Origin of the sequence: uncultured Rhodospira sp., assembly GCF_937138205.1 — a bacterium.
Lineage (GTDB): Bacteria > Pseudomonadota > Alphaproteobacteria > Rhodospirillales > Rhodospirillaceae > Rhodospira.
On record NZ_CAKZOT010000113.1, the window covers coordinates 37,339 to 60,957 of the forward strand.

Here is a 23,619-nt window from a genome sequence, read left to right on the forward strand (position 1 = left end):
CAGCGGTCACGCCTCTACCCCGTCGCCTCGCTGCACTAGCCGCGCCACGAACGCGGCGGCCCCACATCCACATGCACGAACCCGGAGCGCGGGTAGTAGCCCACGCCGCCACGGTCCATCGCCAGAGCCAATCGGCGCAGATCGCCAAGCGAGACGCCGGGAACGGCGATGTCGGCCGCCATGCCACGCATATGATAGCTCTTCTTGGCCACGCCGCGCCCGGCCCGGCGCATCGTCGCGTTGGTCTCCGGCGCCCGATAGGCCGAGATGATCTCGATGGGGGCGCGCGTCTCCAGCCGGGCGCTGATGTCACTCAGCAGGTTCAGCAAGGCCGGATCAATGGGGGCCACCTCGTCGGTGCGGCGGTCGCGCAGGATGTGGTTGAGGGCCCGCAGCGCATCCGGCACATAGCGGCCGTTTTCCAGGTAGGTGACGGTCAGGCGCTCGCCCGTGTTGATATTGTCCAGCGCCAGAGACCGGGTCAGCGGACCGGCGGTCGGAGCCGCCGGCACGTGGCCGGGGGGTATCGGCTTGCGGCCGAGGCGGAACAACAGCGGGACGGGCGGCTTCTCGCCTGGCGGCAACGGGACCGCAGCCAGGCTCGGCGCCAGTGGGGTCAGGGTGGCGGCGCCCAGGGCGGCGCCCGCGACCAGGACTCGACGCCGCGTCGCCGTGGGGACGGACGAGTCGGGGTTCGACACGGTGGGCCTCTCTCATGCTCTCTCAGGCACAGCCGGCCTCTTGCGGACCGGTTCAGGGGGGATCGGCACCCGGCGCCATCCGAACCGGCACCGTCCCGATCCCCTTAATGCCCAGTTTTGCGCATCGGATTCAAGAAAGCGTTAACGATCTCACGAGAATTTCACGAAACATCCCGCGAAAGACAAGACAACTCGGGCGGACCAGGACGGAAACGGGACCGCAGTGCTCCCGATTATCTGGCCGGCGCGCTCCTTCGCCTATCGGTGGCGCGACGATGCGGTCGGGACGGCAAGCCGGGTGGGATTTCAGGCTTGGCAATATTGAGTCGAGTGATTCGTGGACTGCGCGGGGCGGCTCATCTGAATCGCGGGCCGTCGACGATGCCTGCGCCCCCCTACAGCCGGATCGGCGGCCAGATCCGATCCGGGTTCGACAGGCGATCACCGACATCCAGCAGGGCCAGTTCGCAGCCCCCGCCGCGCAGCGTCTCCACCAGCAGGGCGAACAGGCCAGAGACCGCCGCGCTCAACGCCACCTGGGGCCGCCCGTCCAGCAGCCAGTGGTGCAGGAACAGAGCCGCCAGAACGTCTCCGGCGCCGTTGGGCGCACGCGGGAAGCGCAGGCGGGGCGTTGCCACCATCCAAACGTCGGTACCGTCGGTGACAAGGCAGCGGGCGCCGCCGGGCTCCGGGCCGTCGGGAACCTCGACACTGGTCACGACAACGATGCGAGGACCCTTCGCCCGCAACGCCATGGCGGCATCGACAACGTCGGCCAGGCTTTCGCACATGCGGTTGGTCAACAGGCCGAGTTCGAACTGGTTGGGTTTGATGATGGTGGCGCGCGGCACCAGGCGCTCGGCGATGGCCTGGGGAATGGCGGGCTCGACATACAGACCGGGGCCGACCGGGCCGGCCAGCCCGGGACCGGTGTCTCCCATCACGGGGTCGCACAGGTACGGCAAGTCCGGTCGCCCTTTGCGCGCCCGGTCGACCGCGCCCGCGACGGCGGCCGCTGTGCCCGCCGCCCCGAGATATCCGGACAGCACGGCCTGGCATTCGGGCCACGCCACGTGTTCGGCCAGCCCCTTCAGGCAATCATCCACCAGCGTGGGATTCACAACGTGCCCGCGCAGGCTGCCGTAGCCAGGATGGTTCGAGAACAGCACGGTATGCACCGGCCAGACGCTACGGCCGAGGGCGTGCAACGCGGGCACGGCGGCGGCGTTTCCGACATGGCCGGCCGAAACGTGGCTCTGAACGGACAGGATCGCCATGGACGAGGACCGAGCGGGATGGGGTGAAAGGGGCCGCTTTTTGCGATGCGGCAGCCACCTTGCCACGGGCGGGCTTTGATTTATAGTGTGCCGCCTCGCGCCCCCCGGCGGTGGCCGGGGACGAGGACACCAGACCGTCAGGGAGGATCAGACCCATGGCCGCACCCGCCCGCCCGCGCCGCAGTGTGCTCTACATGCCCGGCTCCAACACCCGGGCGCTGGAGAAGGCCAAGACCCTGGCCGCCGACGGCCTGATCCTCGACCTGGAGGACGCCGTGGCCCCCGACGCCAAGTTGGAAGCACGCGCCAACGTGGTCGCGGCCGCCGCCAGCGGCGGCTACGGCAAGCGCGAGGTGCTGATCCGCACCAACGGCCTGAACACGCCCTGGGGCTATGCCGACCTGGAAGCGGCGGCCACCAGCGGCTGCGACGGGATCCTGCTGCCCAAGGTGGAAAGCGCCGATACGGTGCGGCAGGTGGAAACCATCCTGCAGGCCAAGGGTGCGCCCGACCGCACCCTGATCTGGTGCATGATGGAAACGCCTCTGGGGATGCTGCACGCCGCCGAGATCGCCGCCGCCTCGCCCCGTCTGGGCGGGTTCGTCATGGGCACCTCGGATCTGGCCAAGGATCTGCACTGTCATCACACGGCCATGCGCCTGCCGATGATCACCTCGCTCGGGCTGTGCCTGCTGGCGGCGCGGGCGCACGGCCTGGCCATCCTCGACGGCGTCTATCTGGACCTGCAGGACGACGAGGGCTTCGCCGCCGCCTGCCGCCAGGGCCTGGAACTGGGCTTCGACGGCAAGACGCTGATCCATCCCAAGACCGTCGGCACCGCCAACGAGATCTTCGCCCCCAGCGAGACCGAGGTGGCGTGGTCGCGCCGCATCATCGAGGCCCACGCCGAGGCCGAGAAGGAAGGCAAGGGCGTCGTGGTGGTCGACGGCAAGCTGGTCGAGAACCTGCACGTGGCCAACGCCCGCCGGCTGGTGGCGCTGGCCGAGGCCATCGACGCTTTGCAGGCCGATCTGGACACGGCCAACGCCTGAGCGGTGCGCCCCGTTCTGTTCCCCGTCCTCCCTGGAGTGCCGCGCGATGACCCCCGACGTGACCCCCAAGAGCAAGACCAACCCGGGCAACTTCTTCGAGGACTTCTACCTCGATCAGGAGATCGTGCACCCCACCCCCCGGACCGTGACCGAGGGTGATCAGGCGCTGTACATCGCCCTGTACGGCTCGCGCTTCCCGCTGCACTGCTCTGCCGATTTCGCCGCCGACCTGGGGTTCGAGGACATGCCGCTGGAGGACCTTTTGGTCTTCCACATGGTGTTCGGCAAAAGCGTGCCGGACATCTCGGTCAATGCCGTCGCCAATCTTGGCTACGCCGAGTGCGTCTTCGGCGTGCCCGTCTACGCCGGCGACACCCTGCGCGCCGTGTCGCGGGTTATCGGCCTGAAGGAGAACTCGAACCGCAAGTCCGGGATCGTCTGGGTGCGCACCACCGGGTTCAATCAGGATGACGAAACGGTGGTCGAGTTCGTCCGCTGGGTCATGGTGCGCAAGCGCGCGGTCCCCGGCCCCGATGACGCCGACGACGAGGGCATTGAGCCGCCCGTCGTGCCCACCCTGTCGCCCGTGGTGCCCGCCGCCGATCTGATCGTGCCGGACGACCTTGACCTCGAAGACTACGACGTCGACCTGGCCGGGCAGGAGGACCTTTGGGAGGACTATCACGTCGGCGAACGCATCGACCACGGCGCCGGCATGACGATCGAGGAGGCCGAACACCAACTGGCCACGCGCCTGTACCAGAACACCGCGCGGGTGCACTTCGACAAGATCCGGATGGAAAACGGGCCGATGGGCCGACGCCTGGTCTATGGCGGACACGTCATCAGCATGGCCCGCGCGTTGTCGTTCTACGGGCTCGCCAATGCCCTCCGCGTTGCCGCCATCAACGCCGGCGCCCACACCAACGCGGTCTTCGCGGGTGACACCATCTACGCCTGGACCGAGGTCCTGGACCGCATGGAAGTGCCGGGTCGGTCGGACGTCGGCGCCTTGCGGTTGCGCACGGTGGCGGTCAAGGACCAAGCCTGCGCCGGCTTCCCGGACAAGGACGAGGACGGCGCCTATCCGGCGTCCGTCGTGCTGAACCTGGACTACACCGTGCTGATGCCGCGCCGGATGTAGGGCCGCCCAGCCCCCGCTCCCGCACGCGGAGGCCGTTACTGGACCCGTGTGCAGCGGACCTCTTCGCCCTTCAGCAGGTCGTTGAGGGCGCCCTGCAACGTCACGCCTCGGCCGCGTGGCACGTCGGCCATGCAGGTGATGCCGCCGGTGGACAGGCTGGAGCAGTCCACCCCGCGATCGAGGCTACTATAGGCCCAGACCTGGCCGGCCATGCGGCGCAGCACCATCTCCATCCGCTGCGGTGGCATGGTCGAATGAGTGCATTCGAACACCACGCGCGGCGGATTGTCGCCGCTGCCGATCTCGCGGACCGGGTCAAGCGACTGGGCCGCGGCCGATCCGGACACGGCAAGGCCGACGAGGGCGGCAATCAGGGAAGCGCGAAGCATGGGCAGGGTTTCCTTCTGCTCAGTGGACAGGCGATGGCAGTATTTAGCCGCATCATCGCGGCCGAATCATGACGCCGTGAGCACGGCCGCGATCCGGCGGGCCGTCTGCTCGTCGACCACGCCGTCGAGGCGGGCCGGCCGGAACCGGCGCTGGAACGCCACCACGGCGGCGCGCGGGTCGCTCAGGTCATAGCCGATGGCCGCCAGCATCGCCAGCGCCTCCGGTGCCGTCGGGGCCGAGGCGCCGTCGTCGACAGGTGGCCACAGCCCCACGCCAGCCCGCGCCAGGCGCGGCCAGTCGAACAGCTCGCCCGGGTCCTCCTTGCGCGTCGGCGCCACGTCCGCGTGGGCCACCACGTCGGCCGGCCCGAGGCCATGGCGGGCGACGATGCCCCGGCAGAGGCGTTCAACGGCGGCCATCTGCTTTTCAGGGAACGCACGATAGCCGAATTCGTGCCCGGGATTGACGATTTCGACGCCGATCGACCGCCCGTTGACGTCTGCCGCCCCGTGCCACCGCGAGACGCCGGCGTGCCACGCGCGCCGGTCCTCCGGCACCAGACGGAACACGCGGCCGTCCTCTTCCACCAGCCAATGGGCGCTGACCTTTGAGGCCGGGTCGCACAGCCGCTCCAGCGCCGCCGCGCCAGTCGGCATCCCGGTGTAATGCAGCACCAGCAGCTCGACCCGCTGGCCGGGTGGGCGGGCGTCGTGGTTGGGCGACGGGGTGTCGATCACGTCGGCGGTCACTTGTGCCTCCTGGGCCAGGCCGGAGCCGCCGTCCGGTGCCGCCGCTACGCCGCCCCGGCGGTCTTGCCGTCGTCGGCGTCCGCGTCGGTGCAGCGTGCCATGGCGATCTTTTCGGTGGAATGCTTGGCCTGCTTCTTCAGGCCCGCGATCAGTCCGGCGATCTCGTCGGCGCTTCGGATTTGATGGCCCCGGGGGACCTCGACAATGGCCGCCGAGGCCGACAGCAATTCCAGCCGCCGTTCGACCCCGTCGCGATCCTTGGCGACGATGTAGCGGCGCGTGCGGGCCTCTTCGTCGTAGAAACTCTCCACGTCAAGGCGGAAGCGTTCCACCAAATCCTTGATCAAGACCACCGCCTGGTCGCTCGCGATCCCCTTGAATCCAACGAAGAAATCGTCGCCACCGACATGGCCGATGAAGACATCCGGCCCGTTCAGATGCTTACGCATCAGGTCGGCGAACAAGGTGATGGCGCGGTCGCCCTGCCGGTATCCGTAGCTGTCATTGAAGGGCTTGAAGTGGTCGAAGTCCAGATAGACTATGATGTATGTATTGTCTTCATCCATCAGGGCTTCGGAAATGTACTCGTTGATCATCGTATTGCCCGGCAGGCGGCTGAGGGGGTTCTGGTCCCGAGCCAGGGCCAGGTTCTTTTCGTTGACGACCTTCAGCAACGAGGCCGCCGACATGAAGCCGATGTACTGGCGGTCGCGGGTGATGAGAATGCACTCGGCGCCGCTGGAGGCCGAGAAGATCTCCAGGATCTTTTCCGCCTTGGTGTTGACGTCGGCCACCGGGCAGCGGGCCACGAAGGCGTCGAGCGTTCGGCCCAACGCCCGGTTGCTCAGCAGGTCCTTGCCGTACAGGCTGTAGGTGTATTCCTTCAGGTCCAGTTCCCGGATGATGCCGGCCGGTTCGCCCGCGCCGTCGACCACGGGAAAGAAGTTGCGGTCCTTATCGTGGCGGAACCGCTCGAACACCGCGCCCATGTGGGTCCCCAGAGCGATCGGTTCCAGATACTGGGTCTCGGCGGTGATCAGGGCGGAGTCATTGCCGACGCGCCGGTGATCGGACTCGTTGAGGGCACGAATGTCGGCGTGATCGCGGATCAGAGCCTGCGGGTCGAACACCCGCTCCCCGGCCACCTGGCCCTGGATGTAGTCGCATCCGGCCTGGCGGCAGATGTTGTATTCCTCAATCGAATGCACGCCCTCGGCCACCACCTGGCTGCCCAGCAGGTGGGCCAGATTGGTCAGGGTATTGAGCACCAAACGGCGACCGCGCTCCTGCGCCACCGACTGGATGAAAAAGCGGTCGAGTTTGACAAGGTCAGGACGCGCCAGGGTCAGCAGCGGCAGGCTGGCGTAGCCAGCCCCGAAGTCGCCCAACGCCAGCCGCCCCGAGACGGAGCGCAACGTCTCCATCAGGGCGGCGAAGTCCCGGTTGGCCTCGGCGGGCGCCTGGGCGCTGTCGACCAGGGCCTCGGTGTTGAAGAACGGCAGGCGCTCGGACACCTCGATGACGACGTTGGCGGATCCGACGCCATGACGCTCCAGGCGCCCCTTCAGGGCCGACACGATGGATTCGGCTTGCTCGGCCAGGCGCATGTCCAGGTTCAGGAACAGCTTCATCCCGCCGCGATCGGGGATTTGGGCGAACAGGGCGACGGCGGCGGCGTGCGTGGCCGCCTCGACACAGGCGAGGCGGTTGTCGCACCGCAACGGATCCGTGGGATCGCCGGTATCGTGGGCGCAGTCCAGCAGGTCGTGGACGGAGGCGAATCCAATCTCGCGCGCGTTGCCAATGACCGCCTCGACGCCAAGTGTGCGGCCCGAGTGCGTGCCGACCACCGGCTCCAGCGCCATGCGGATGCGCGGGATGATCGCATCCCACCCCAGCGCCCGCGCCGTGTCGCCACCTTCGATGACGGCGTCGTTCTGGTGGCGGCGGTGCGAGAACGTGAAGCGCGGCCTGTACCACAGGGCGTCGCCGGCGTCCTCCAGCCGTTTGGTTTCGGCGGAACCGATGTCGATCGCGTCAGCCACGCGGTCTTCGCACATGGGGCCCCTCGTCTTTCCGGTCCAGCAAATCCTTTGCGGACGGACAACGAACGTCACAACTCCCCCGTTTCACGACTCGCAAAACGGATGGCAAGAAGAATGAGGGCATCCGGCGATCCGGTCAATCACTCCGAAAGTCAAGATCCGGTCCCAAAGAAGCAGGATATATTGAGAGGAATCCGGACAGTAGCGGCACATTCGGCGCGGCGGCAAGGAATCGCGAACTTTTTATTACGGTCCGTCGAACGTCATCTGACTCTGTCCGACCGGAACCGTCCGTTGCTTCCGGCCGCTCGACAACCTGAAAAAATGTACAGTATCGTGTCGGCGGGCGTAACGGCGACAAGACTCGCAAGGCCGCTCGCCCGGACGAAACACGAGCGACCCCGAGTCCCGTCGGGCCGCACGCGGCGGGGCCGGACCCCGAGCAGCTTTGCGCCGGGCGTGTCGACCTCACCGCCCCGCGAACCTGACCGCCTGCTTGGCCGCCGCGATCAGGGCCTGGGCCTTGTTCCAGCACTCCTGGCGTTCCATTTCCGGGTCGGAGTCCGCCACGATGCCGCCGCCGGCCTGGATGTGCACCACGCCGTCCTTCACCAGCGCGGTGCGCAGGGCGATGCAGGTGTCCATGGTGCCGCCGGCCGAGATGTACCCCACCGCCCCGGCGTAGAAGCCGCGCCGCACGGTCTCCAGTTCCTCGATGATCTCCATGGCCCGCACCTTGGGGGCACCCGAAACCGTGCCGGCCGGGAAGCCGGCCATCAGCGCGTCCATGGCGTCCTGGCCCTGGCGCAGCCGGCCGACCACGTTGGAGACGATGTGCATGACGTGGCTGTAGTACTCGACAAAGAACTGGTCGGTGACGCGCACCGTGCCCACCTCGGCGACGCGACCGACGTCGTTGCGCCCCAGGTCGAGCAGCATCAGGTGCTCGGCCCGCTCCTTCGGGTCGGACAGAAGGTCGGCGGCGTTGGCCGCGTCCTCGCTGGCATTGGCGCCGCGTTTGCGGGTGCCGGCGATGGGGCGGATGGTCACCTCACCGTCCTTCAGCCGCACCAGGATCTCCGGGCTGGCGCCGACGATCTGATAGCCATCCAGATCCAGGTAGACCATGTAGGGCGACGGATTGGTGCGCCGCAGCGCCCGGTACAGGCTGAACGGCGGCAGCTTGAACGGCAGCGTGAAGCGCTGCGACAGCACCACCTGGAAGATGTCGCCGGCCATGATGTAGTCCTTGGCGCGGCGCACCTTGGCCTTGTAGTCCTCGGCGTCCATCATCGGCGTCGCCTCGGGCTCCGGGTCGGGCTCGGAGGTCAGGCGGGCCACCGGCAACGACCGTTCCAGGTCGGCGGCGACGTCGGCCAGCCGTTCGCGCGCCAGCGCCAGCGCGGCGTTGGCGTCCACCCCCGGGCGCGGCCAGACCGGCGTGGCCAGGGTCATGCGGTGCAGGATGTTGTCGAAGGCCACCATCACGGTGGGCCGCAGGAACACGCCGTCGGGCACGTTGATGGTGTCCGGGTTCTCGTCCGGAATCCGCTCCACCAGCCGCACCGTGTCGTAGCCCATGTACCCCACCAGCCCGGCGATCATCGGCGGCAGTTCGTCGGGCAGGTCGATGCGGCTTTCCGCCACCACGGCGCGCAGGGAGTCGAGCGGCGGCCGGTCGTCGGGCTCGAACGTATGCAGGTCGTGGCGAGCGTCGCGGTTGATCTCGGCCTTGTCCTTGTGACAGCGCCAGATCAGGTCCGGCTTCAGGCCGAGGAAGGAATAGCGGCCGCGCACCGCCCCGCCCTCGACGCTGTCGAGAAGGAACGAATACGGCCGCGTCTCACAGATCTTCAGGAACGCCGAGACCGGGGTTTCCAGGTCGCCCACCAGATGGGTCCAGACCACCTGGGCCCGGCCGGCCATATAGGTGGTGCGGAACGCGGCGGCGGTGGGCAAGGTTTCCATGACGGGGTTCCCTATTGGAAGGCGGACTCGATCACGCCCCGGTTGATTTCCACGCCCTGCCGTTTCGACAGGGCATCGGTGAACTGCACGAACAGGTCCTCGGCGATGGACGCGCGCACCACCTGCGCCGTTTCCTCCCGCGTTTCGGGATTCTCGGCGGCCTGCTGGATCACCGTGTCCAGGCGCAGCACGTGGATGGTGTCCCCGGTCTCGACGACGCGTGTTTCGCCCTCCGACATGGCGAACAGGGCGTCGATCAGCGGGCGCGGCGGCGGCGTGGCGCCGTCCTCCACCGTGCCGCCGTCGCGCCGCACGGCGGGCACCGGCCGCACCGAGGCGCTTTCGGTTTCGGCGGCGCTCTCGAACGTGCGGCCCTCGCTGGCGGCGTCGCGGATGGCCTCGGCGCGGGCGCGCGTGGCCTCCGCCTTTTGGCGCGCCACCCACAGCGCCTCGACCCGCGGGCGCACCGACTCCAGCGGGCGCGGCGCCGGCGGCGTCACGTCGTCCACGCGCAGCACGTAGTAGGCGCCCTCGGACTCCTCCATCAGCGTCTGTTCGCCTTGTTCGGAGGTGAACGCGGTCTCAAGGAACCCGTCCACGTCGGGCAGGTCGGCAACGGGCGTGCCGTCCGGCCCGCGCCCCTGACGATCAACGGTCTCGATCCGGACCAGGGGCAGGTCCAGCGCCCGCGCCGCCTCCTCCAGCGTCGCGCCGCCGCCCAACGCGTCGTCCAGGTCCACCGACAGCTCATACAGAGCGTCCACGGCCTCTTGATCCACCAGAGTCGCCCGGACTTCGTCGCGCACGTCCTCCAGCGGGCGGACCGATCCGGGCGTGACCTCGCGCACATGGAATACATGCCAGCCGAAGGCGCTTTCGACCGGATCGCTCACCTGTCCCTCGGGCACGGCGAACACCGCCTGGGACTGCGCGTCGGGAAGCGTTTCCCGGGTGACCTCGCCCAGGGGCACGGGCGCGGGCGCGCCGGCCTCGGCGGCCGCGTCCGCCAGCGTCTGCCCGGCGCGGACCGCATCCACGACCGCCTGGGCCGTCTGTTCATCGTCGGCCAGCACCTGGTCGACGACGCGGCGTTCCGGCGTCGCGTAGTCATCGCGGCGGGCCTCGTACTCCTCGCGGATGGCCTCGTCGCTGACCGCGACCAGCGGACGCGCCTCGTCCAGGGTCAGGACGACGGCCGTCACGGCGCGCATTTCCGGGGCGGTGAAGGCGTCGATGTTGTCCTGATAGAGCTGCTCCAGGGTGGCCTCGTCCGGCGTCGACGGCGGCGCCGGCGCGTCGGCGATGTCGAGCGACACCACGGCGCCCGCCCGGGCCTCATTGCGGTGGCGGTCAAAGTCACGCACGAGGCCGTCCGGCGCATGAGCGGCGCTGGTGACCGGCACGCTCAGGGCCGCCTGCAACAGCGAGCGGCGCACCCGGTTGGCGTACTGATCCTCGCTCATGCCGTTGGCGGCCAGGATGCGCTGGTAGCGGTCGCGATCGAAGCGGCCGTCGGCGCCGGCGAAGGTCGGATCGGCCTTGATCGCCTGGGCCACCACGGCGTCGGGCACCACCATGCCCCAGTCGTTGGCCGTCTCGATCTGGGTGGCCTGGGTGACGACACGGCCGATGGCGCGGTCCAGGTAGCCGAACTGAATGGCCTGTTCCGTGGTGAAGTCCTGGCCGGTGCGCTCACGCAGGGCCGAAACCTCCTGGTTCAATTCCGCCCGGATCGCCGCCGTGCCGATGGCCGTGTCACCGACCGTGATGGCCGGCGTCCCCTCGCCGCCGCCGGAGATGAAATCGCCGATGCCCCAGACACCGAAGCTGAGGATGAGCAGGCCCAGAAGGGCCTTCGCGAACCAGGACTTCGACGCCTTCCGGAAACTGTCGAGCATACCGCCACCGCTGCTGTCATGACGTGGGCGCCGCTCCGGGATGGGGGAGCGGCCGAATGGCGGCGCATGATAGGGAGGCACGCTTCGCACCGCAACGGAAACGCCGCCGGCCATGACAGCGATCGTCATCAGGACATCGTTCAAAAACGCCCGTCGGCATGGTAGACAGGCGCCCGAACGTCGCCACGATCTCAGGGGGAAACCATGCATGTTCGACGGCAGTTGATTGCCGGCAACTGGAAGATGAACGGCCTGCGTGCCGACGGACTGGACCTGGCCCGCTCACTGGCCGTCTGGTTGAACGGCGACGGCGCCGACGTGCGCGATCATGTCGACATGCTGGTCTGCCCGCCGGCGACCCTGGTGGCGCCTGTGGCCGAGGCCGTGGCCGGCACGCCGCTCGGCGTCGGCGGCCAGGACTGCCACGCGGTCGAGAAGGGTGCGCACACCGGCGACGTCAGCGCCTGGATGCTGAAGGACCTGGGCGCCAGCCACGTCATCGTCGGCCACTCGGAACGGCGCACCGACCACCACGAGACCGACGAGCAGGTGCGCGCCAAGGCCGCCGCCGCCCTAGCCGCCGGCCTGGTGCCCATCATCTGCATCGGCGAGACCGAGGGCGAACGCGACGCCGGCCAGGCGTTGGCCGTGGTGTCGCGGCAGTTCAACGGCTCGCTGCCCGAGGGGGCCAACGGGACCAACGTGGTCATCGCCTATGAGCCCGTCTGGGCCATCGGCACCGGACGCACCCCCACCACCGAGGACGTGGCCGAGATGCACCAGCGCATCCGCGCCGACGCCCGCGAGCGCATGGGCGCCAGCGCCGAAGCCCTGGTGATCCTCTATGGCGGTTCGGTCAAGCCGGGCAACGCGGCCGAACTGATGGCCATCGACGACGTCGACGGCGCCCTGGTCGGCGGCGCCAGCCTGAAGGCGACCGACTTCCAGGCCATCGCCAGCGCGTGTGTGTGACGCGGTGTCACGGTAAGCCCGAAAAGGGGCTGGCCTTGACCGGTCCGGGCGATTACAACAGCGGGCAATCACGCGGGCGGCTGTCGTTGCCGCCCGCCCGGAACCTGTGCGACGACCACTCCGCGCCTTGATGCAGGGCGCTTCGACAGTCCACGATGCCGGCCCGGCGGAGGCAGGATCTGCCGCATCTGCCGCCGGCTTCGTGGTGTGCCGGTCTCATTGAGGAACCATGATCACCGTCATTCTGGTCATTCACCTTCTGATCGCCATCGCCATGGTGGCCCTTATCCTCCTTCAGCGCTCGGAAGGCGGCGCCCTCGGCATCGGTGGCGGCGGCGGAGGCGGTGGCGGCGGCGGCCTGATGACGGGACGCGCGGCCGGCAACCTGCTGACCCGCAGCACGGGTTTCCTGGCGGCGGCCTTCTTCGCCACCAGCATGACGCTGGCGATCCTGGCGGACAGCGGCCAGCGCGCCGGCAGCGTGCTCGATGCCGCCCCGGCGGAGGAGGAGACGGTGCCGGCGACACCGGCGATCCCCGGGCCGGAGGTGCCGACAGGCGAGAGCACGCCGGAGGACGCCGTGCCGGCCGTTCCGGCGGCGCCGCTGTCGGAGTAACTCAGCCCGACTCGGCCGGAGCGCCGGACAGGACATGACACTGTCCGGCCGGCCCCGGCAGCGATGGACGCCGACGGTGGGGTGACCCGCGGCGCGGCAAGGCAGGGATGCGCGTTCGGACCATGACGACACGCTTCATCTTCATCACTGGTGGCGTCGTCTCCTCCCTGGGCAAGGGCCTGGCCTCGGCCGCCCTGGGGGCTGTCCTGCAGGCGCGCGGCTTCACGGTGCGGCTGCGCAAGCTGGACCCCTACCTGAACATCGACCCGGGCACCATGAGCCCGACCCAGCACGGCGAGGTCTTCGTCACCGACGACGGCGCCGAGACGGACCTCGACCTGGGCCACTATGAGCGCTTCACCGGCGTCGCCTCGCGCCGTTCGGACAACGTGACCGCCGGGCGCATCTACAAGACCGTGCTGGAGAAGGAACGGCGCGGCGACTACCTGGGCGGCACGGTGCAGGTCATCCCGCACGTCACCGACGCCATCAAGGAGTTCATCACCGCCGACCTGACGGACGAGGACTTCGTGCTGGTCGAGATCGGCGGCACCGTCGGCGACATCGAAAGCCTGCCGTTCCTGGAGGCCATCCGCCAGCTTGGCAACGAACTGGGGCCGGAGCGCACCATGTTCGTGCACCTGACCCTGCTGCCGTACATCGCCACCGCCGGCGAGTTGAAGACCAAGCCGACGCAGCACTCGGTCAAGGAACTGCTCAGCGTCGGCATCCAGCCAGACCTCTTGCTGTGCCGCAGCGAGCACGAAATCCCCGAAAGCGAGCGCGGCAAGATCGCCCTGTTCTGCAACGTCAAGCGCGAGGCGGTCATCCCGGCCTACGATGCACCGTCCATCTACGACGTGCCCATCAACTACCACAAGGAAGGCCTGGACACCCAGGTCTGCCGCCACTTCCGGCTCGGCTGCGAGCAGGCGCCCGACCTGACGCGCTGGCACACCATCGTCCACCGTGTGCGCCAGCCGGAGGGCGAGGTGACCGTCGCCGTGGTCGGCAAGTACATGAAACTTCTGGACTCCTACAAGTCCCTGGCGGAAGCGCTGGTGCATGGCGGCATCGCCAACAACGTCCGCGTCAAGCTGGAATGGATGGACAGCCAGGTGTTCGAGAACCCCGACAACAGCTATCTGTTGGAGGACGTGGACGGCATCCTGGTGCCGGGGGCCTTCGGCGAGCGCGGCGCCGCCGGCATGATGGCCGCCGCCCGCTTCGCCCGCGAGAAGGACGTGCCCTACCTGGGCATCTGCTTCGGGATGCAGATGGCGATCATCGAGGCGGCCCGCAATCTGGCCGGGATTCCCGGCGCCGGCTCCACCGAGTTCAGTGATCCGCCGGCCAAGGTGGTGGGCCTGATGACGGAATGGATTCGCGGCAACGAGGTGGAGCGGCGCCAGGCCGGCGGCGACATGGGCGGCACCATGCGCCTGGGGGCGTACCCGTGCATCCTGAAACCCGGGTCGCGGGTGCGCGCCATCTACAACGACGCCCAGACCATTCACGAGCGCCACCGCCACCGCTACGAGGTCAACAACGCCTATATCGGTCCGCTGGAGGCGCGCGGGCTGGTCTTCTCCGGCATGTCGCCCGACGGCCTGTTGCCGGAAATCGTGGAGATTCCCGATCATTCCTGGTTTGTCGGTGTGCAGTTCCATCCCGAGCTGAAGTCGAAGCCGTTCGACCCGCATCCGCTGTTCACGTCGTTCATCGGCGCCGCCGTCGAGAAGTCCCGCCTGGTCTGACCCGCGCCCGAACCGCGCTGCCCCTCTTTCGTACAGTCGTCCAAGAGTCGAGTCCCAGGAGTCGAACCATCGTGTCCGAGACCGCCGCCGCCCCGGAACCCGCGCCCGCGCGCGCCATCGCCGTCGGCGACCATTTGCTGGCCAACGACCTGCCGCTGGGCCTCATCGCCGGTCCGTGCCAGATGGAAAGCCGAGACCACGCGCTGGAGGTGGCCTCGGCCCTGGTCGAGATGACGGCCGCGCTCAACATGCCGCTGATCTTTAAGGCGTCGTTCGACAAGGCCAACCGGACCTCGCTTTCTGGTCCGCGCGGCATCGGGCTGGAGGCGGCCCTGCCGGTGTTCGCCGAGATCCGGGACCGGTTCGGCTGCGCCGTGCTCACGGACGTCCACGAAACGGCGCAGTGCGCGCCCGTGGCCGAGGTGGTGGACGTGCTGCAGATTCCCGCCTTCCTGTGCCGGCAGACCGACCTGCTGGTGGCGGCGGCGGTCACCGGCCGCATCGTCAATGTGAAGAAGGGCCAGTTCCTGGCGCCGTGGGACATGAAGAACGTGGTCGCCAAGCTTGAAGCGGCCGGCAACCGTCGCGTTCTTGTCACGGAACGGGGCGCCGCGTTCGGCTACAACACCCTGGTCACCGACATGCGCGGTCTGGTCACCATGGCGCGCGAGACCGGGTGCCCGGTCGTGTTCGACGCCACCCATTCCGTCCAACAGCCCGGCGGACTCGGCGGCGCGTCGGGCGGCCAGCGCGAATTCGCGCCGGTGCTGGCGCGCGCCGCCGTGGCGGTGGGCATCGCCGCCGTGTTCATCGAAACCCATCCCGACCCCGACGCGGCACCGTCGGACGGCCCCGTCATGATCGCCCTGAAGGACCTGCCGAGCGTCCTGGGCGTGCTCGCCAAACTCGACCGGGTGGCCAAGGCCCATCCCGTCACGATGTAACGCAACCCCCACGTCCCGCCGCGCCGCGCCGGGGCTTCACCACGGGAGACTGACACATGGCCGAGATCATCGACATCACCGCCCGCGAAATCCTCGATTCCCGAGGCAACCCGACCGTCGAGGTCGACGTGGTGCTGGAAACCGGCGCCATGGGCCGCGCCGCCGTCCCGTCGGGCGCCTCGACCGGCGTGCACGAGGCGGTGGAACTGCGCGACGGCGATGCTTCGCGCTACGGCGGCAAGGGCGTGCTGCGCGCCGCCGAGGCCGTCAACAGCGAGATCTTCAGCGCCATCGCCGGCATGGAGGCCGAGGAACAGGTCGTCATCGACGAAACCATGATCGACCTGGACGGCACCCCCAACAAGAGCCGCCTGGGCGCCAACGCCATCCTGGGCGTCTCGCTGGCCGTGGCCAAGGCCGCCGCCGAGGAGGCCGGCCTGCCGCTGTACCGCTACATCGGTGGTGTCTCGGCCCGCACCCTGCCGGTGCCGATGATGAACATCGTCAACGGCGGCCAGCACGCCGACAACCCGATCGACATCCAGGAATTCATGATCATGCCGGTCTCGGCGTCCAGCATCTCCGACGCCGTGCGCATGGGCGCCGAAGTGTTCCACGCGCTGAAAAAGCAGCTCAAGGACGCCGGCCACAACACCAACGTCGGTGACGAGGGCGGCTTCGCCCCCGGCCTGAAGAGCGCCGACGAAGCCCTGGGCTTCATCATGAAGTCGGTCGAGGCCGCCGGCTACAAGCCCGGCGACGACATCATGCTGGCGCTCGACGCGGCCTCCAGCGAGTTCTTCAAGGACGGCAAGTACGTCCTGGAGGGCGAGGGCAAGACCCTGGATGCCGCCGGCATCGTCGACTACTACGCTGACCTGTGCGCCCGCTATCCGATCCTGTCGATCGAGGACGGCTGCGCCGAGGACGACTGGGACGGCTGGAAGCTGCTCACCGACAAGCTGGGCGCCACGGTCCAGCTTGTCGGCGACGACCTGTTCGTCACCAACCCGGAGCGTCTGGCCGACGGCATTCAGAGGGGCGTGGGCAACTCCATCCTGGTCAAGGTCAACCAGATCGGCACCCTGACCGAGACCCTGAAGGCCGTGGAGATGGCCCACAAGGCGGCCTTTACCGCCGTGCTGTCGCACCGCTCGGGCGAGACCGAGGACAGCACCATCGCCGACATCGCCGTGGCCACCAACTGCGGCCAGATCAAGACCGGCTCGCTGTCGCGCTCCGACCGCATGGCCAAGTACAACCAGCTCATCCGCATCGAGGAGGAACTGGGCCCGGCGGCGCTGTACGCGGGGACGAGCATCCTGCGCGGGTAGGCGTCGGGCGCGGCTGGCCGGGGTGACCCACCGGTTCGGCAGCTTGTGATCGCGACGAGCCAAGCGACGAAGCAATCCAGGGCGAGAACCGATACGGTCTGCTCTGGATTGCTTCACGTTCGTGTTGCGACGGGGGTTCGCAATGACGGGTCCCTTGCCCTCCCGCTTTCGGTCGAGTCTAGAGCACCCCGTCCACCCAGTCGAACAGCTTGTTCTTGGGCAGGGCGCCGATCTTGGTGGCCACCACCTGGCCGCCCTTGAACACCATCAGGGTGGGGATGCCGCGCACCCCGTACTTGTTCGGCGTGCCGGGGTTCTCGTCGATGTTGATCTTTGCCACCGTGATGCGGTCGGACATGGTGGCGTCCATCTCCTCCAAGGCGGGGCCGATCTGTTTGCAGGGGCCACACCACTCGGCCCAGAAGTCCACCAGCACCGGGGTCTCGGACTTCAGAACGTCTTCGTCGAACGAAGAATCGGACACGTGCTTCATCGGTCGGGTTGTCCTTTGGCGGGTGTCAGGCCCCATGCCGCGCCGAATACCCGGACGGCGGTGGCGGCCATGCTGCGCCAAATCTAGGGCCGCACCCTGAGGAGCGTCAAGCCGAGCCGGCATCGGGCGTCCGGCGCGGCCCTCAGCGGCGGCGGCGCAATAGGATGTAAAGCGCGCCCTCGCCGCCGTCGCGGGGCTGGGCGCGCGCCGTCGCCAGCACGATCCGCCGCAGCCCGTCCTGCCCCAGCCAGTGCGGCACATCGCGCCTCAGCACGCCGCCGCCCTCGCGCCCGGTGCCTTTGCCGGTCACGACCAGCACGCAGCGCGCGCCGCGCTCGTGGGCGCGGTGCAGGAACACTGTGAGGGCTTGGTGTGCCCGTTCGCGGGTCATGCCGTGGAGGTCGAGCCGGCCCTCAAGGTCCATGCGACCGCGCCGGAACCGGTCGTGGGTGCGGCGGTCGATGCCGGCGGCGTCGCCGCGCCGGGTGGCGGGCGAGGCTGGCGCATGGTCGGGACGGGCAGAGTCGCGGCCGGCCGGGCGCGATGGCGGTGGGTTGGGGGCAGGGTCGAGAGGCCGCTGCGGTGCCGCTGGGTCCGGACCGGGGTCCGGGGCCGGCGCGGGCCGGCGTCCGGCGAGGGGCGTGGCGTTGCGTGTGACTTGTTGCCACAATCTGAGGTCGTAATCCGAGATCGAGGCCTTGCCTCGGCCCCGGCCACGGTGGTTGTCAGGCTCCCTGGCCATCCGCGCCGTCATCGACCAGAACGACATGCAACTGGCGCGGGCCATGGGCGCCCAGCTGCAGGGTTTGCTCGATGTCTCCCGTGCGGGAGGGGCCGGTGATCATGTGGACCGTGCGGGGCAGGCCGTCCGGGTGGGCGTGACGCAGGCGGCTCCATCCGTCCTCCAGGCCGCCAACGATGTCCGAGGCGCGGAGCACCACGATATGGGTTTCGGGCAGGACGTTGAGCGTCGCCGGGCTGGCCGGCCCGGAGGCCATGAGGATCGTGCCCGTCTCGGCAATGCCGGCCAGGGCGTGAGCGATGCCGACGGTGTCGTCGGCGGTCGGCGCGGCGCGCCGGTCCAGGGTGAAGCGGCTGTCGCGGTCCAGTCCGTCCAGGCGCGGATCGGGGGGCACCATGGCCCGCAAGGGCAGGCCGATGCCCGCCAGATACTGGGCCACGGCATCGCCCACGTCCCCGGGCGCGCAGCGCGACACGGTGGCGGCGGCGGCCTCGGCGTTGGTGATGAACCGGGCCACCAACTCAGCGTGGGTGCCATGGGCGATGGCCGGGATCACTGGCGCCACCGGCGATCGCGCGGGCTCGGCCGCGCCTGCGTCGTCGGTCGGGTCGGGCTCCGCCGGCCGCCCCAGGGCGGCGCGGATGTTGCTCAGGATGGACTCGCGGGCTGGACTGCTCACGCCAAAGGTCTCTGCATGGGGGTGTGCGGGATGGGTGGGCGAGGGGTGGACAAGGGCCGGGCCGCTCAGGGGCTGGGTTTGGGTGGCGCGGACGCCGTGTCGTCGCTGCCCAGGCCCGGCCCCAGTTCCTGGCCCGACTGGAAGCGCCGGGCGAAGGCGCGCCAGTCCCCGCGCGGCGCCACCACGCCGATGCGCGGGTTTTCCGCCAGGGTCACGACGACGCCGCCGTACGACCAGATGACCTGCCAGTTGTGCGCATTCTTGAGCAAGTTTGCAATGGTGCGGGCGCGCAGGCGCTCCGCCACCCAGGGGCGGACCAGGAACGCGTAGGCGAACATGGCGATGATCAGCGTGACAGTGCCGGCCACCAGGTTGTAGGCCATCACCAGCAGACTCCCCAGGATCAATGCCACCAGGGGGACCACGTTCTCCCAGGGGTCGAACACGGGCGAGCCGGTTCTGTTGAGCCTGTTGAAGTCCACACGGATGCGGATGCGATCCGCCATGTAGGCTTCGGTGAGACGTTCATGGAGGCGATAGTCCTGCGCCGCCTTGGAGGAACGCGCCATCGTGTCTGGAAATCCCTGTTTGACGATCCGGTGCGGTCACGCCGCGCCCGGGCCCTAGTTTATTGCTCTTTTCCGGATTTGTAACGCGACATGAAGGAGCCGCCGGGCTCCGGCGCGGGCAGGTCGCGCACCCGCGTCCACGCACCGGCGAACGGCAGGCGGCGCACGCGGCCCCGCCGTCCGGCCATGAGCCTCAGCAGGCGGCCCGCCATGGCCGTGCCGAAGCGGTACACCGCCGGCCGCCGCGCCGCGAAGGCCCACAGACCCAGAGCCTGCCGGGCGCTTTCCGGGGTCAGGTTGCGGTCGACTTCTTCCTCCCGCCACTGCCGCAACATGCGCGGCAACGGGATCTTCATCGGGCACACCGCCTCGCACCGGCCGCACAGGGTCGAGGCGTTGGGCAGGCTGCCGGCCTCCTCCACCGAGGACAGCGCGGGCGTCAGGACGGATCCGATCGGCCCCGGGTAGACCGAGCCGTAGGCATGGCCGCCGACGGCGCCGTAGATCGGGCAGTGATTGATGCAGGCGGCACAACGGATGCACCGCAGCACGTCCTGGAACGGGCTGCCCAGCAGGCGCGAGCGGCCATTGTCGACCAGCACGACGTGGAAATGCTCCGGTCCGTCCGCATCGTCGGCCCGCCGGGGACCAGTGGCCAGGGTGGTATAGGTCGACATCACCTGTCCCGTGGCCGAGCGGGCCAGCAGGCGCAGGATGGTGGCGGCGTCGTCCAGGGCCGGCACCACCTTGTCGATGCTGGCGACGACGACATGGACGCGCGGCAGGAGCTGGGTCAGGTCGGCGTTGCCTTCGTTGGTGACGATGACCGCCGAGCCGGTCTCGGCCACCAGCATGTTGGCGCCGGTGATGCCCACGTCCGCCGACAGGAACCGTTCGCGCAGCACGGTCCGCGCCTCGTCCAGCAACGCGCGCGGCTCGTCCAGAGGGCGCCCGGCGTCGAACTCCAGGTGATGCTCGCGGAACAGGTCGGCGACCTCGGCCTTCCGCACATGGATGGCGGGGGCGATGATGTGGCTGGGCTGTTCCTTGCGCAGTTGGATGATGTACTCGCCCAGATCGGTCTCAACGGAGTCGATGTCGTTCTTTTCGAGGGCGGCGTTGAGGCCGATCTCCTCGGTGACCATCGACTTGCCCTTGGTGACCAGGCGAGCGCCGTGGGCGCGGCAGATGCCGATTACCGTGCGGCAGGCGGCTTCGGCGTCGCCGGCCCAGTGCACGTGGCCGCCGCTCTCGGTGACCTTGGCCTCGAACCGCTCCAGGTAGTGGTCGAGGTGGGTGAGCGTATGATCCTTGATCGCCTTGCCGGCGTCGCGCAGGGCCTCGAACTCGGGCAGGGCCGCCACCGCCTCGGCGCGCCGGGCGCGGAAGCCGGTCTTCATGGTGGCCAGCGACTGCCGCAGGTTGGCGTCGGCGACGGCGGCGCGGGCGTTGGATCCGAACTCGCGGCTTGTTACGTGCATGGCGTCTCGCTCTCCGAACCGGGCGACAACATCAACGGGAGTCCGGGTCTTCGCCGATGGCCGGGCCATCGGTCGCGCCGGCGAGGACCTCGGCCACATGGCGGGCCTGAACGGTGCTGCCCTGGCGTTTGAGCATCCCGGCGATGTTGAGCAGGCACCCCATGTCGCCCCCCAGGACCAGGCTGGCGCCGGTGGCTTCGATGTCCTTGACCTTGTCCGAAACCATGCTGCCGGAGATGTCCGGGTACTTGACGGCGAAGGCGCCGCCGAAGCCGCAGCATTCCTCCGGCGCCGACACCTCGCGCAGCTCCAGCCCCTGGACCTTCGCCAGCAGGGCGCGCGGCTGAGCGTGGATGCCGAGTTCGCGCAGGCCGCTGCACGTGTCGTGGTAGGTCACGGTGGCATCCAGCCGCGCCGTGACATCCGTCCAGCCGAGCACGTCGACCAGGAACGCGGTCAATTCGTAGGTCTTGCGCGCCAAGTGACGGGCACGCTTGGGCATCTCCGGGTCCGGGTGGGTCCGCAGCAGGGCCGGGTAGTGGTTGCGGATGTGGCTGGCGCAGGAGCCGGACGGCGCCACCACGTAGTCGACCATCTCCGCCTCCAGCGCCTCCACCATGTGCTGGGCTTGGTCGCGCGCGGCGTCGCGGTCGCCGCTGGTGAAGGCGGGCTGGCCGCAACAGGTCTGGCGCGGTGGCACCGTGACGCGGCAGCCGGCCTGCTCCAGCAGGCGCAGGGCCGCGAACGCGGCCGATGGCCGGAACAGGTCGGCCAGGCAGGTGACGAACAGGGCCACGTGGGGCGCGGTGGTGTCGGCGGTTTCGGCGGCGGGGGGCATGGACATCCGTACGGGTGGGGGCGACAGACGAAACGGACCACGGGAGCGCCACACGGGGGCGCCACGGCGCGGAGCCGGGGTCCGTCGACTCGTCCTTATCACCCCTGCCGGACAGGGGAAAGGCCTCGTGCGGTGTTTGCGGTTGAGGAGGGCGCCGGCCGGGTCGAGTGGGTCCGGGCCACGGACTCAATGGATGGCTTTGTTAACGAAATCGTTCCACTTAAGCGCATATAACGCTTGATGTAGTGTGCCTGTCGGAGGTCGATGCTAGCATCAACAATTCGTCCAAAAGCCGGCGCATCGATCAGGCCGTGAGGGTGGGATCAGCCTGACCGGGCCGGGTTGGCCATGCCCGGGGCCGTCGCGTCCAAGGTATGGCCTGCACAATAAAAAAGTAGCGGGAATGGTACGGTCCTGGACCATCACCCATTGGCTGGCCGCCATCGTCATCGCCGCCGTCGTGTGCTCGGGGATCGCCGTCATCGTCCTCGTGCGATACCAGGAGGCCGCGTCCGTCGCGGCCCTTGCGGAGTCGCGGGCGCGAGCGACGTCGGAGCAGGTGTTCGAGCACGTCTATCTGTCCATGCGCCACGGGCCGACGCCGGGTGAACTGACCGGGATCGTCGACCGCCTGAACACCAAGCTTGAGGCCGCGAGCGTCAATTTGGTGCGCAGCGAGTCCGTCGCCCTGCAATACGGGGATTCTCCGGGCGCCCGGGCCGCCCGGGCCAATGATCCGGAGATCAAACGGGTCCTGTCCTCGGGACGGGAGGAGGTGATTCGGGACGGGAACACGCTGCGCTTCCTGCATCCCCTTAAACTGGTCGAGGAATGCGCCGCGTGCCATGTCGGCACGATTGGCGAGACCGTCAACGGTGTCATGGACATCCGTTTTTCTTTGAATGTTCTGGAGCAGCCGCTGGGGTTTTTGACGGGCACGGCCTTCCTGGGCTTCCTGGGGGCCTTGTCGCTGATCTTCGGCACGCTGTTCGTGGCCGTGCGCCTGCTGGTGGTGCGCCCCATCCAGGGGCTGTCCGAGACCATGACGCGCCTTGGCACCGCGGATCGGCCCGAGGGCGCCAGTGTGGGACACCAACCGCAGGTGCGGGAACTGGCCCAGTTGACCGACGCGTTCAACACCTTGATGGACAGGGTCGCGCACCAACGCGCCGCGCTGGAGGAGCACGCGGCGGCGTTGGCCGTCGCCAAGGACTCCGCCGAACACGCGCGCATCCAGGCGGACGCCGCCAACATGGCCAAGTCCGAGTTCCTGGCGTCTATGAGCCACGAACTGAGGACCCCGCTGAACGCGATCCTGGGCTTTTCCGAGGTGATCCGCGACGAAGTGTTCGGGCCCCTGACCGACCCGCGATACCGGTCCTACGTGGCCGACATCCACAACAGCGGGTGTCAGTTGCGCGACTTGGTGAACGATCTGCTGGACCTGGCGCGGATCGAGGCCGGCCGATTGGAACTCGCGCCGGAGACGCTGGACGTCGCGTTCGAGGTTGGAGCCTGCGTCGATCTGTTCCGGGAGCGCGCGCGGGAAGCAGGGCTGACGCTTATTCGCGACTGGGGCCGGGACCTGCCGCCGCTGTGGGCCGATCCGCGCGCCTTGCGCCAGGCGCTCAACAACCTGATTTCGAACGCCATCAAATACACCCCAAGGGGCGGGTCCGTTCGCGTTGCCGTGCGGGCGCTTGCCGACCGCATGGAGATCGCCGTGGCCGACACCGGCATCGGCATCGACAAGGAGTTTCACGACCTGGTGTTCTCGGCCTACGGGCGGGTGATCAATGTCGAGACCCGCAACATCGAGGGGACCGGGCTCGGCCTGTCGCTGGTGAAGGCACTGATGGACCAGCATGGCGGCACCGTGACCCTGGAGAGCCGGCAGGGCGAAGGCTCCACCTTTACGCTGGTGTTTCCGATGCGGCCCGGGGAGGCTGGGTCCTGACCTCCGGTGTGGC

At 68.8% G+C, this 23,619-nt stretch carries 21 protein-coding genes; 8 read left to right on the forward strand and 13 right to left on the reverse strand.

Going from position 1 to position 23,619, the window contains the following annotated elements; all coding sequences use genetic code 11:
* Positions 1-35 precede the first annotated feature (35 nt).
* Both Q0309_RS16815 and pdxY read right to left on the reverse strand, forming a co-directional pair.
* Positions 36-701: a DUF882 domain-containing protein gene (locus Q0309_RS16815; protein ID WP_299443955.1), complete on the reverse strand. Its 666-nt coding sequence runs from the start codon at positions 699-701 to the stop codon at positions 36-38.
* Positions 702-1,096: 395 nt separating this feature from the next.
* Positions 1,097-1,978 carry a pyridoxal kinase gene (pdxY, locus tag Q0309_RS16820; RefSeq protein WP_299443958.1) on the reverse strand — a complete coding sequence of 294 codons (882 nt, stop codon included), beginning with the start codon at positions 1,976-1,978 and terminating at the stop codon, positions 1,097-1,099.
* A 155-nt stretch (positions 1,979-2,133) separates the two neighbouring features.
* On the opposite strand from pdxY, the gene Q0309_RS16825 reads away from it, so the two are divergent.
* Both Q0309_RS16825 and Q0309_RS16830 read left to right on the forward strand, forming a co-directional pair.
* Entirely contained in the window at positions 2,134-3,030 is an 897-nt protein-coding gene (locus Q0309_RS16825) for a CoA ester lyase (protein ID WP_299443961.1), read from the forward strand.
* 46 nt (positions 3,031-3,076) lie between these two features.
* Positions 3,077-4,174 carry a MaoC family dehydratase gene (locus Q0309_RS16830; protein WP_299443964.1) on the forward strand — a complete coding sequence of 366 codons (1,098 nt, stop codon included), beginning with the start codon at positions 3,077-3,079 and terminating at the stop codon, positions 4,172-4,174.
* Positions 4,175-4,209: 35 nt separating this feature from the next.
* Here the strand turns inward: Q0309_RS16830 and Q0309_RS16835 are convergent, their stop codons facing one another.
* The 5 genes from Q0309_RS16835 to Q0309_RS16855 form a co-directional block, all read right to left on the reverse strand.
* On the reverse strand, positions 4,210-4,563 hold the full coding sequence (locus Q0309_RS16835) for a hypothetical protein (protein WP_299443967.1): 354 nt from the start codon (positions 4,561-4,563) through the stop codon (positions 4,210-4,212).
* Between the two features lie 66 nt (positions 4,564-4,629).
* Positions 4,630-5,313 carry an N-acetylmuramoyl-L-alanine amidase gene (locus Q0309_RS16840; protein WP_299443970.1) on the reverse strand — a complete coding sequence of 228 codons (684 nt, stop codon included), beginning with the start codon at positions 5,311-5,313 and terminating at the stop codon, positions 4,630-4,632.
* A gap of 44 nt (positions 5,314-5,357) precedes the next feature.
* Positions 5,358-7,373 carry a GGDEF domain-containing protein gene (locus tag Q0309_RS16845; protein ID WP_299443973.1) on the reverse strand — a complete coding sequence of 672 codons (2,016 nt, stop codon included), beginning with the start codon at positions 7,371-7,373 and terminating at the stop codon, positions 5,358-5,360.
* Positions 7,374-7,826: 453 nt separating this feature from the next.
* Positions 7,827-9,326, reverse strand: coding sequence for an anthranilate synthase component I (gene trpE / locus Q0309_RS16850; RefSeq protein ID WP_299443976.1), 1,500 nt, complete (start codon positions 9,324-9,326; stop codon positions 7,827-7,829).
* Between the two features lie 11 nt (positions 9,327-9,337).
* A complete protein-coding gene (locus Q0309_RS16855) occupies positions 9,338-11,224 on the reverse strand; it encodes a SurA N-terminal domain-containing protein (RefSeq protein WP_299443979.1) in 1,887 nt (628 codons plus the stop codon).
* A 204-nt stretch (positions 11,225-11,428) separates the two neighbouring features.
* On the opposite strand from Q0309_RS16855, the gene tpiA reads away from it, so the two are divergent.
* The 5 genes from tpiA to eno all read left to right on the forward strand — a co-directional run bounded on the left by tpiA (position 11,429) and on the right by eno (position 16,847).
* Complete coding sequence (gene tpiA, locus Q0309_RS16860; protein ID WP_299443982.1) at positions 11,429-12,196, forward strand: triose-phosphate isomerase; 768 nt, start codon at positions 11,429-11,431, stop codon at positions 12,194-12,196.
* Between the two features lie 229 nt (positions 12,197-12,425).
* A complete protein-coding gene (secG, locus tag Q0309_RS16865; protein ID WP_299443985.1) occupies positions 12,426-12,812 on the forward strand; it encodes a preprotein translocase subunit SecG in 387 nt (128 codons plus the stop codon).
* A gap of 122 nt (positions 12,813-12,934) precedes the next feature.
* Positions 12,935-14,569: a CTP synthase gene (locus tag Q0309_RS16870; protein ID WP_299443988.1), complete on the forward strand. Its 1,635-nt coding sequence runs from the start codon at positions 12,935-12,937 to the stop codon at positions 14,567-14,569.
* Between the two features lie 116 nt (positions 14,570-14,685).
* Positions 14,686-15,513, forward strand: a complete 828-nt coding sequence (kdsA, locus tag Q0309_RS16875; RefSeq protein WP_299444320.1) for a 3-deoxy-8-phosphooctulonate synthase — start codon at positions 14,686-14,688, stop codon at positions 15,511-15,513.
* 56 nt (positions 15,514-15,569) lie between these two features.
* Positions 15,570-16,847 (forward strand): phosphopyruvate hydratase, encoded by a 1,278-nt coding sequence (gene eno / locus Q0309_RS16880; RefSeq protein ID WP_299443991.1) that lies wholly within the window; start codon positions 15,570-15,572, stop codon positions 16,845-16,847.
* 178 nt (positions 16,848-17,025) lie between these two features.
* Here eno and trxA read toward each other — a convergent pair whose 3' ends face one another.
* The 6 genes from trxA to Q0309_RS16910 form a co-directional block, all read right to left on the reverse strand.
* Positions 17,026-17,340, reverse strand: a complete 315-nt coding sequence (trxA, locus tag Q0309_RS16885) for a thioredoxin (RefSeq protein WP_299443994.1) — start codon at positions 17,338-17,340, stop codon at positions 17,026-17,028.
* Positions 17,341-17,482: 142 nt separating this feature from the next.
* Positions 17,483-17,764 carry a Smr/MutS family protein gene (locus Q0309_RS16890; RefSeq protein WP_299443997.1) on the reverse strand — a complete coding sequence of 94 codons (282 nt, stop codon included), beginning with the start codon at positions 17,762-17,764 and terminating at the stop codon, positions 17,483-17,485.
* 301 nt (positions 17,765-18,065) lie between these two features.
* Positions 18,066-18,761 carry a lactate utilization protein C gene (locus tag Q0309_RS16895; RefSeq protein WP_299444000.1) on the reverse strand — a complete coding sequence of 232 codons (696 nt, stop codon included), beginning with the start codon at positions 18,759-18,761 and terminating at the stop codon, positions 18,066-18,068.
* A 65-nt stretch (positions 18,762-18,826) separates the two neighbouring features.
* On the reverse strand, positions 18,827-19,330 hold the full coding sequence (locus tag Q0309_RS16900) for a hypothetical protein (RefSeq protein WP_299444003.1): 504 nt from the start codon (positions 19,328-19,330) through the stop codon (positions 18,827-18,829).
* 59 nt (positions 19,331-19,389) lie between these two features.
* Positions 19,390-20,811: a LutB/LldF family L-lactate oxidation iron-sulfur protein gene (locus Q0309_RS16905; RefSeq protein WP_299444006.1), complete on the reverse strand. Its 1,422-nt coding sequence runs from the start codon at positions 20,809-20,811 to the stop codon at positions 19,390-19,392.
* A gap of 31 nt (positions 20,812-20,842) precedes the next feature.
* Positions 20,843-21,649 (reverse strand): (Fe-S)-binding protein, encoded by an 807-nt coding sequence (locus Q0309_RS16910; RefSeq protein WP_366940652.1) that lies wholly within the window; start codon positions 21,647-21,649, stop codon positions 20,843-20,845.
* A 403-nt stretch (positions 21,650-22,052) separates the two neighbouring features.
* Here Q0309_RS16910 and Q0309_RS16915 point away from each other — a divergent pair, with 403 nt between their 5' ends.
* The gene (locus Q0309_RS16915; RefSeq protein WP_299444012.1) at positions 22,053-23,606 is read left to right on the forward strand and encodes an ATP-binding protein; all 1,554 of its coding nucleotides are present in this window, start codon (positions 22,053-22,055) and stop codon (positions 23,604-23,606) included.
* Positions 23,607-23,619 lie beyond the last annotated feature (13 nt).

Bases quoted from the DNA above. Each gene is read 5' to 3' on its own strand.
- Q0309_RS16855 (WP_299443979.1), bottom strand. From the start codon at position 11,224: ATGCTCGACAGTTTCCGGAAGGCGTCGAAGTCCTGGTTCGCGAAGGCC.
- Q0309_RS16825 (WP_299443961.1), top strand. From the start codon at position 2,134: ATGGCCGCACCCGCCCGCCCGCGCCGCAGTGTGCTCTACATGCCCGGC.
- Q0309_RS16905 (WP_299444006.1), bottom strand. From the start codon at position 20,811: ATGCACGTAACAAGCCGCGAGTTCGGATCCAACGCCCGCGCCGCCGTC.
- Q0309_RS16845 (WP_299443973.1), bottom strand. From the start codon at position 7,373: ATGTGCGAAGACCGCGTGGCTGACGCGATCGACATCGGTTCCGCCGAA.
- tpiA (WP_299443982.1), top strand. From the start codon at position 11,429: ATGCATGTTCGACGGCAGTTGATTGCCGGCAACTGGAAGATGAACGGC.
- Q0309_RS16890 (WP_299443997.1), bottom strand. From the start codon at position 17,764: ATGGACCTTGAGGGCCGGCTCGACCTCCACGGCATGACCCGCGAACGG.
- trxA (WP_299443994.1), bottom strand. From the start codon at position 17,340: ATGAAGCACGTGTCCGATTCTTCGTTCGACGAAGACGTTCTGAAGTCC.
- Q0309_RS16900 (WP_299444003.1), bottom strand. From the start codon at position 19,330: ATGGCGCGTTCCTCCAAGGCGGCGCAGGACTATCGCCTCCATGAACGT.
- Q0309_RS16915 (WP_299444012.1), top strand. From the start codon at position 22,053: ATGGTACGGTCCTGGACCATCACCCATTGGCTGGCCGCCATCGTCATC.
- Q0309_RS16870 (WP_299443988.1), top strand. From the start codon at position 12,935: ATGACGACACGCTTCATCTTCATCACTGGTGGCGTCGTCTCCTCCCTG.
- Q0309_RS16910 (WP_366940652.1), bottom strand. From the start codon at position 21,649: ATGCCCCCCGCCGCCGAAACCGCCGACACCACCGCGCCCCACGTGGCC.
- trpE (WP_299443976.1), bottom strand. From the start codon at position 9,326: ATGGAAACCTTGCCCACCGCCGCCGCGTTCCGCACCACCTATATGGCC.
- pdxY (WP_299443958.1), bottom strand. From the start codon at position 1,978: ATGGCGATCCTGTCCGTTCAGAGCCACGTTTCGGCCGGCCATGTCGGA.
- Q0309_RS16830 (WP_299443964.1), top strand. From the start codon at position 3,077: ATGACCCCCGACGTGACCCCCAAGAGCAAGACCAACCCGGGCAACTTC.
- eno (WP_299443991.1), top strand. From the start codon at position 15,570: ATGGCCGAGATCATCGACATCACCGCCCGCGAAATCCTCGATTCCCGA.
- Q0309_RS16835 (WP_299443967.1), bottom strand. From the start codon at position 4,563: ATGCTTCGCGCTTCCCTGATTGCCGCCCTCGTCGGCCTTGCCGTGTCC.
- secG (WP_299443985.1), top strand. From the start codon at position 12,426: ATGATCACCGTCATTCTGGTCATTCACCTTCTGATCGCCATCGCCATG.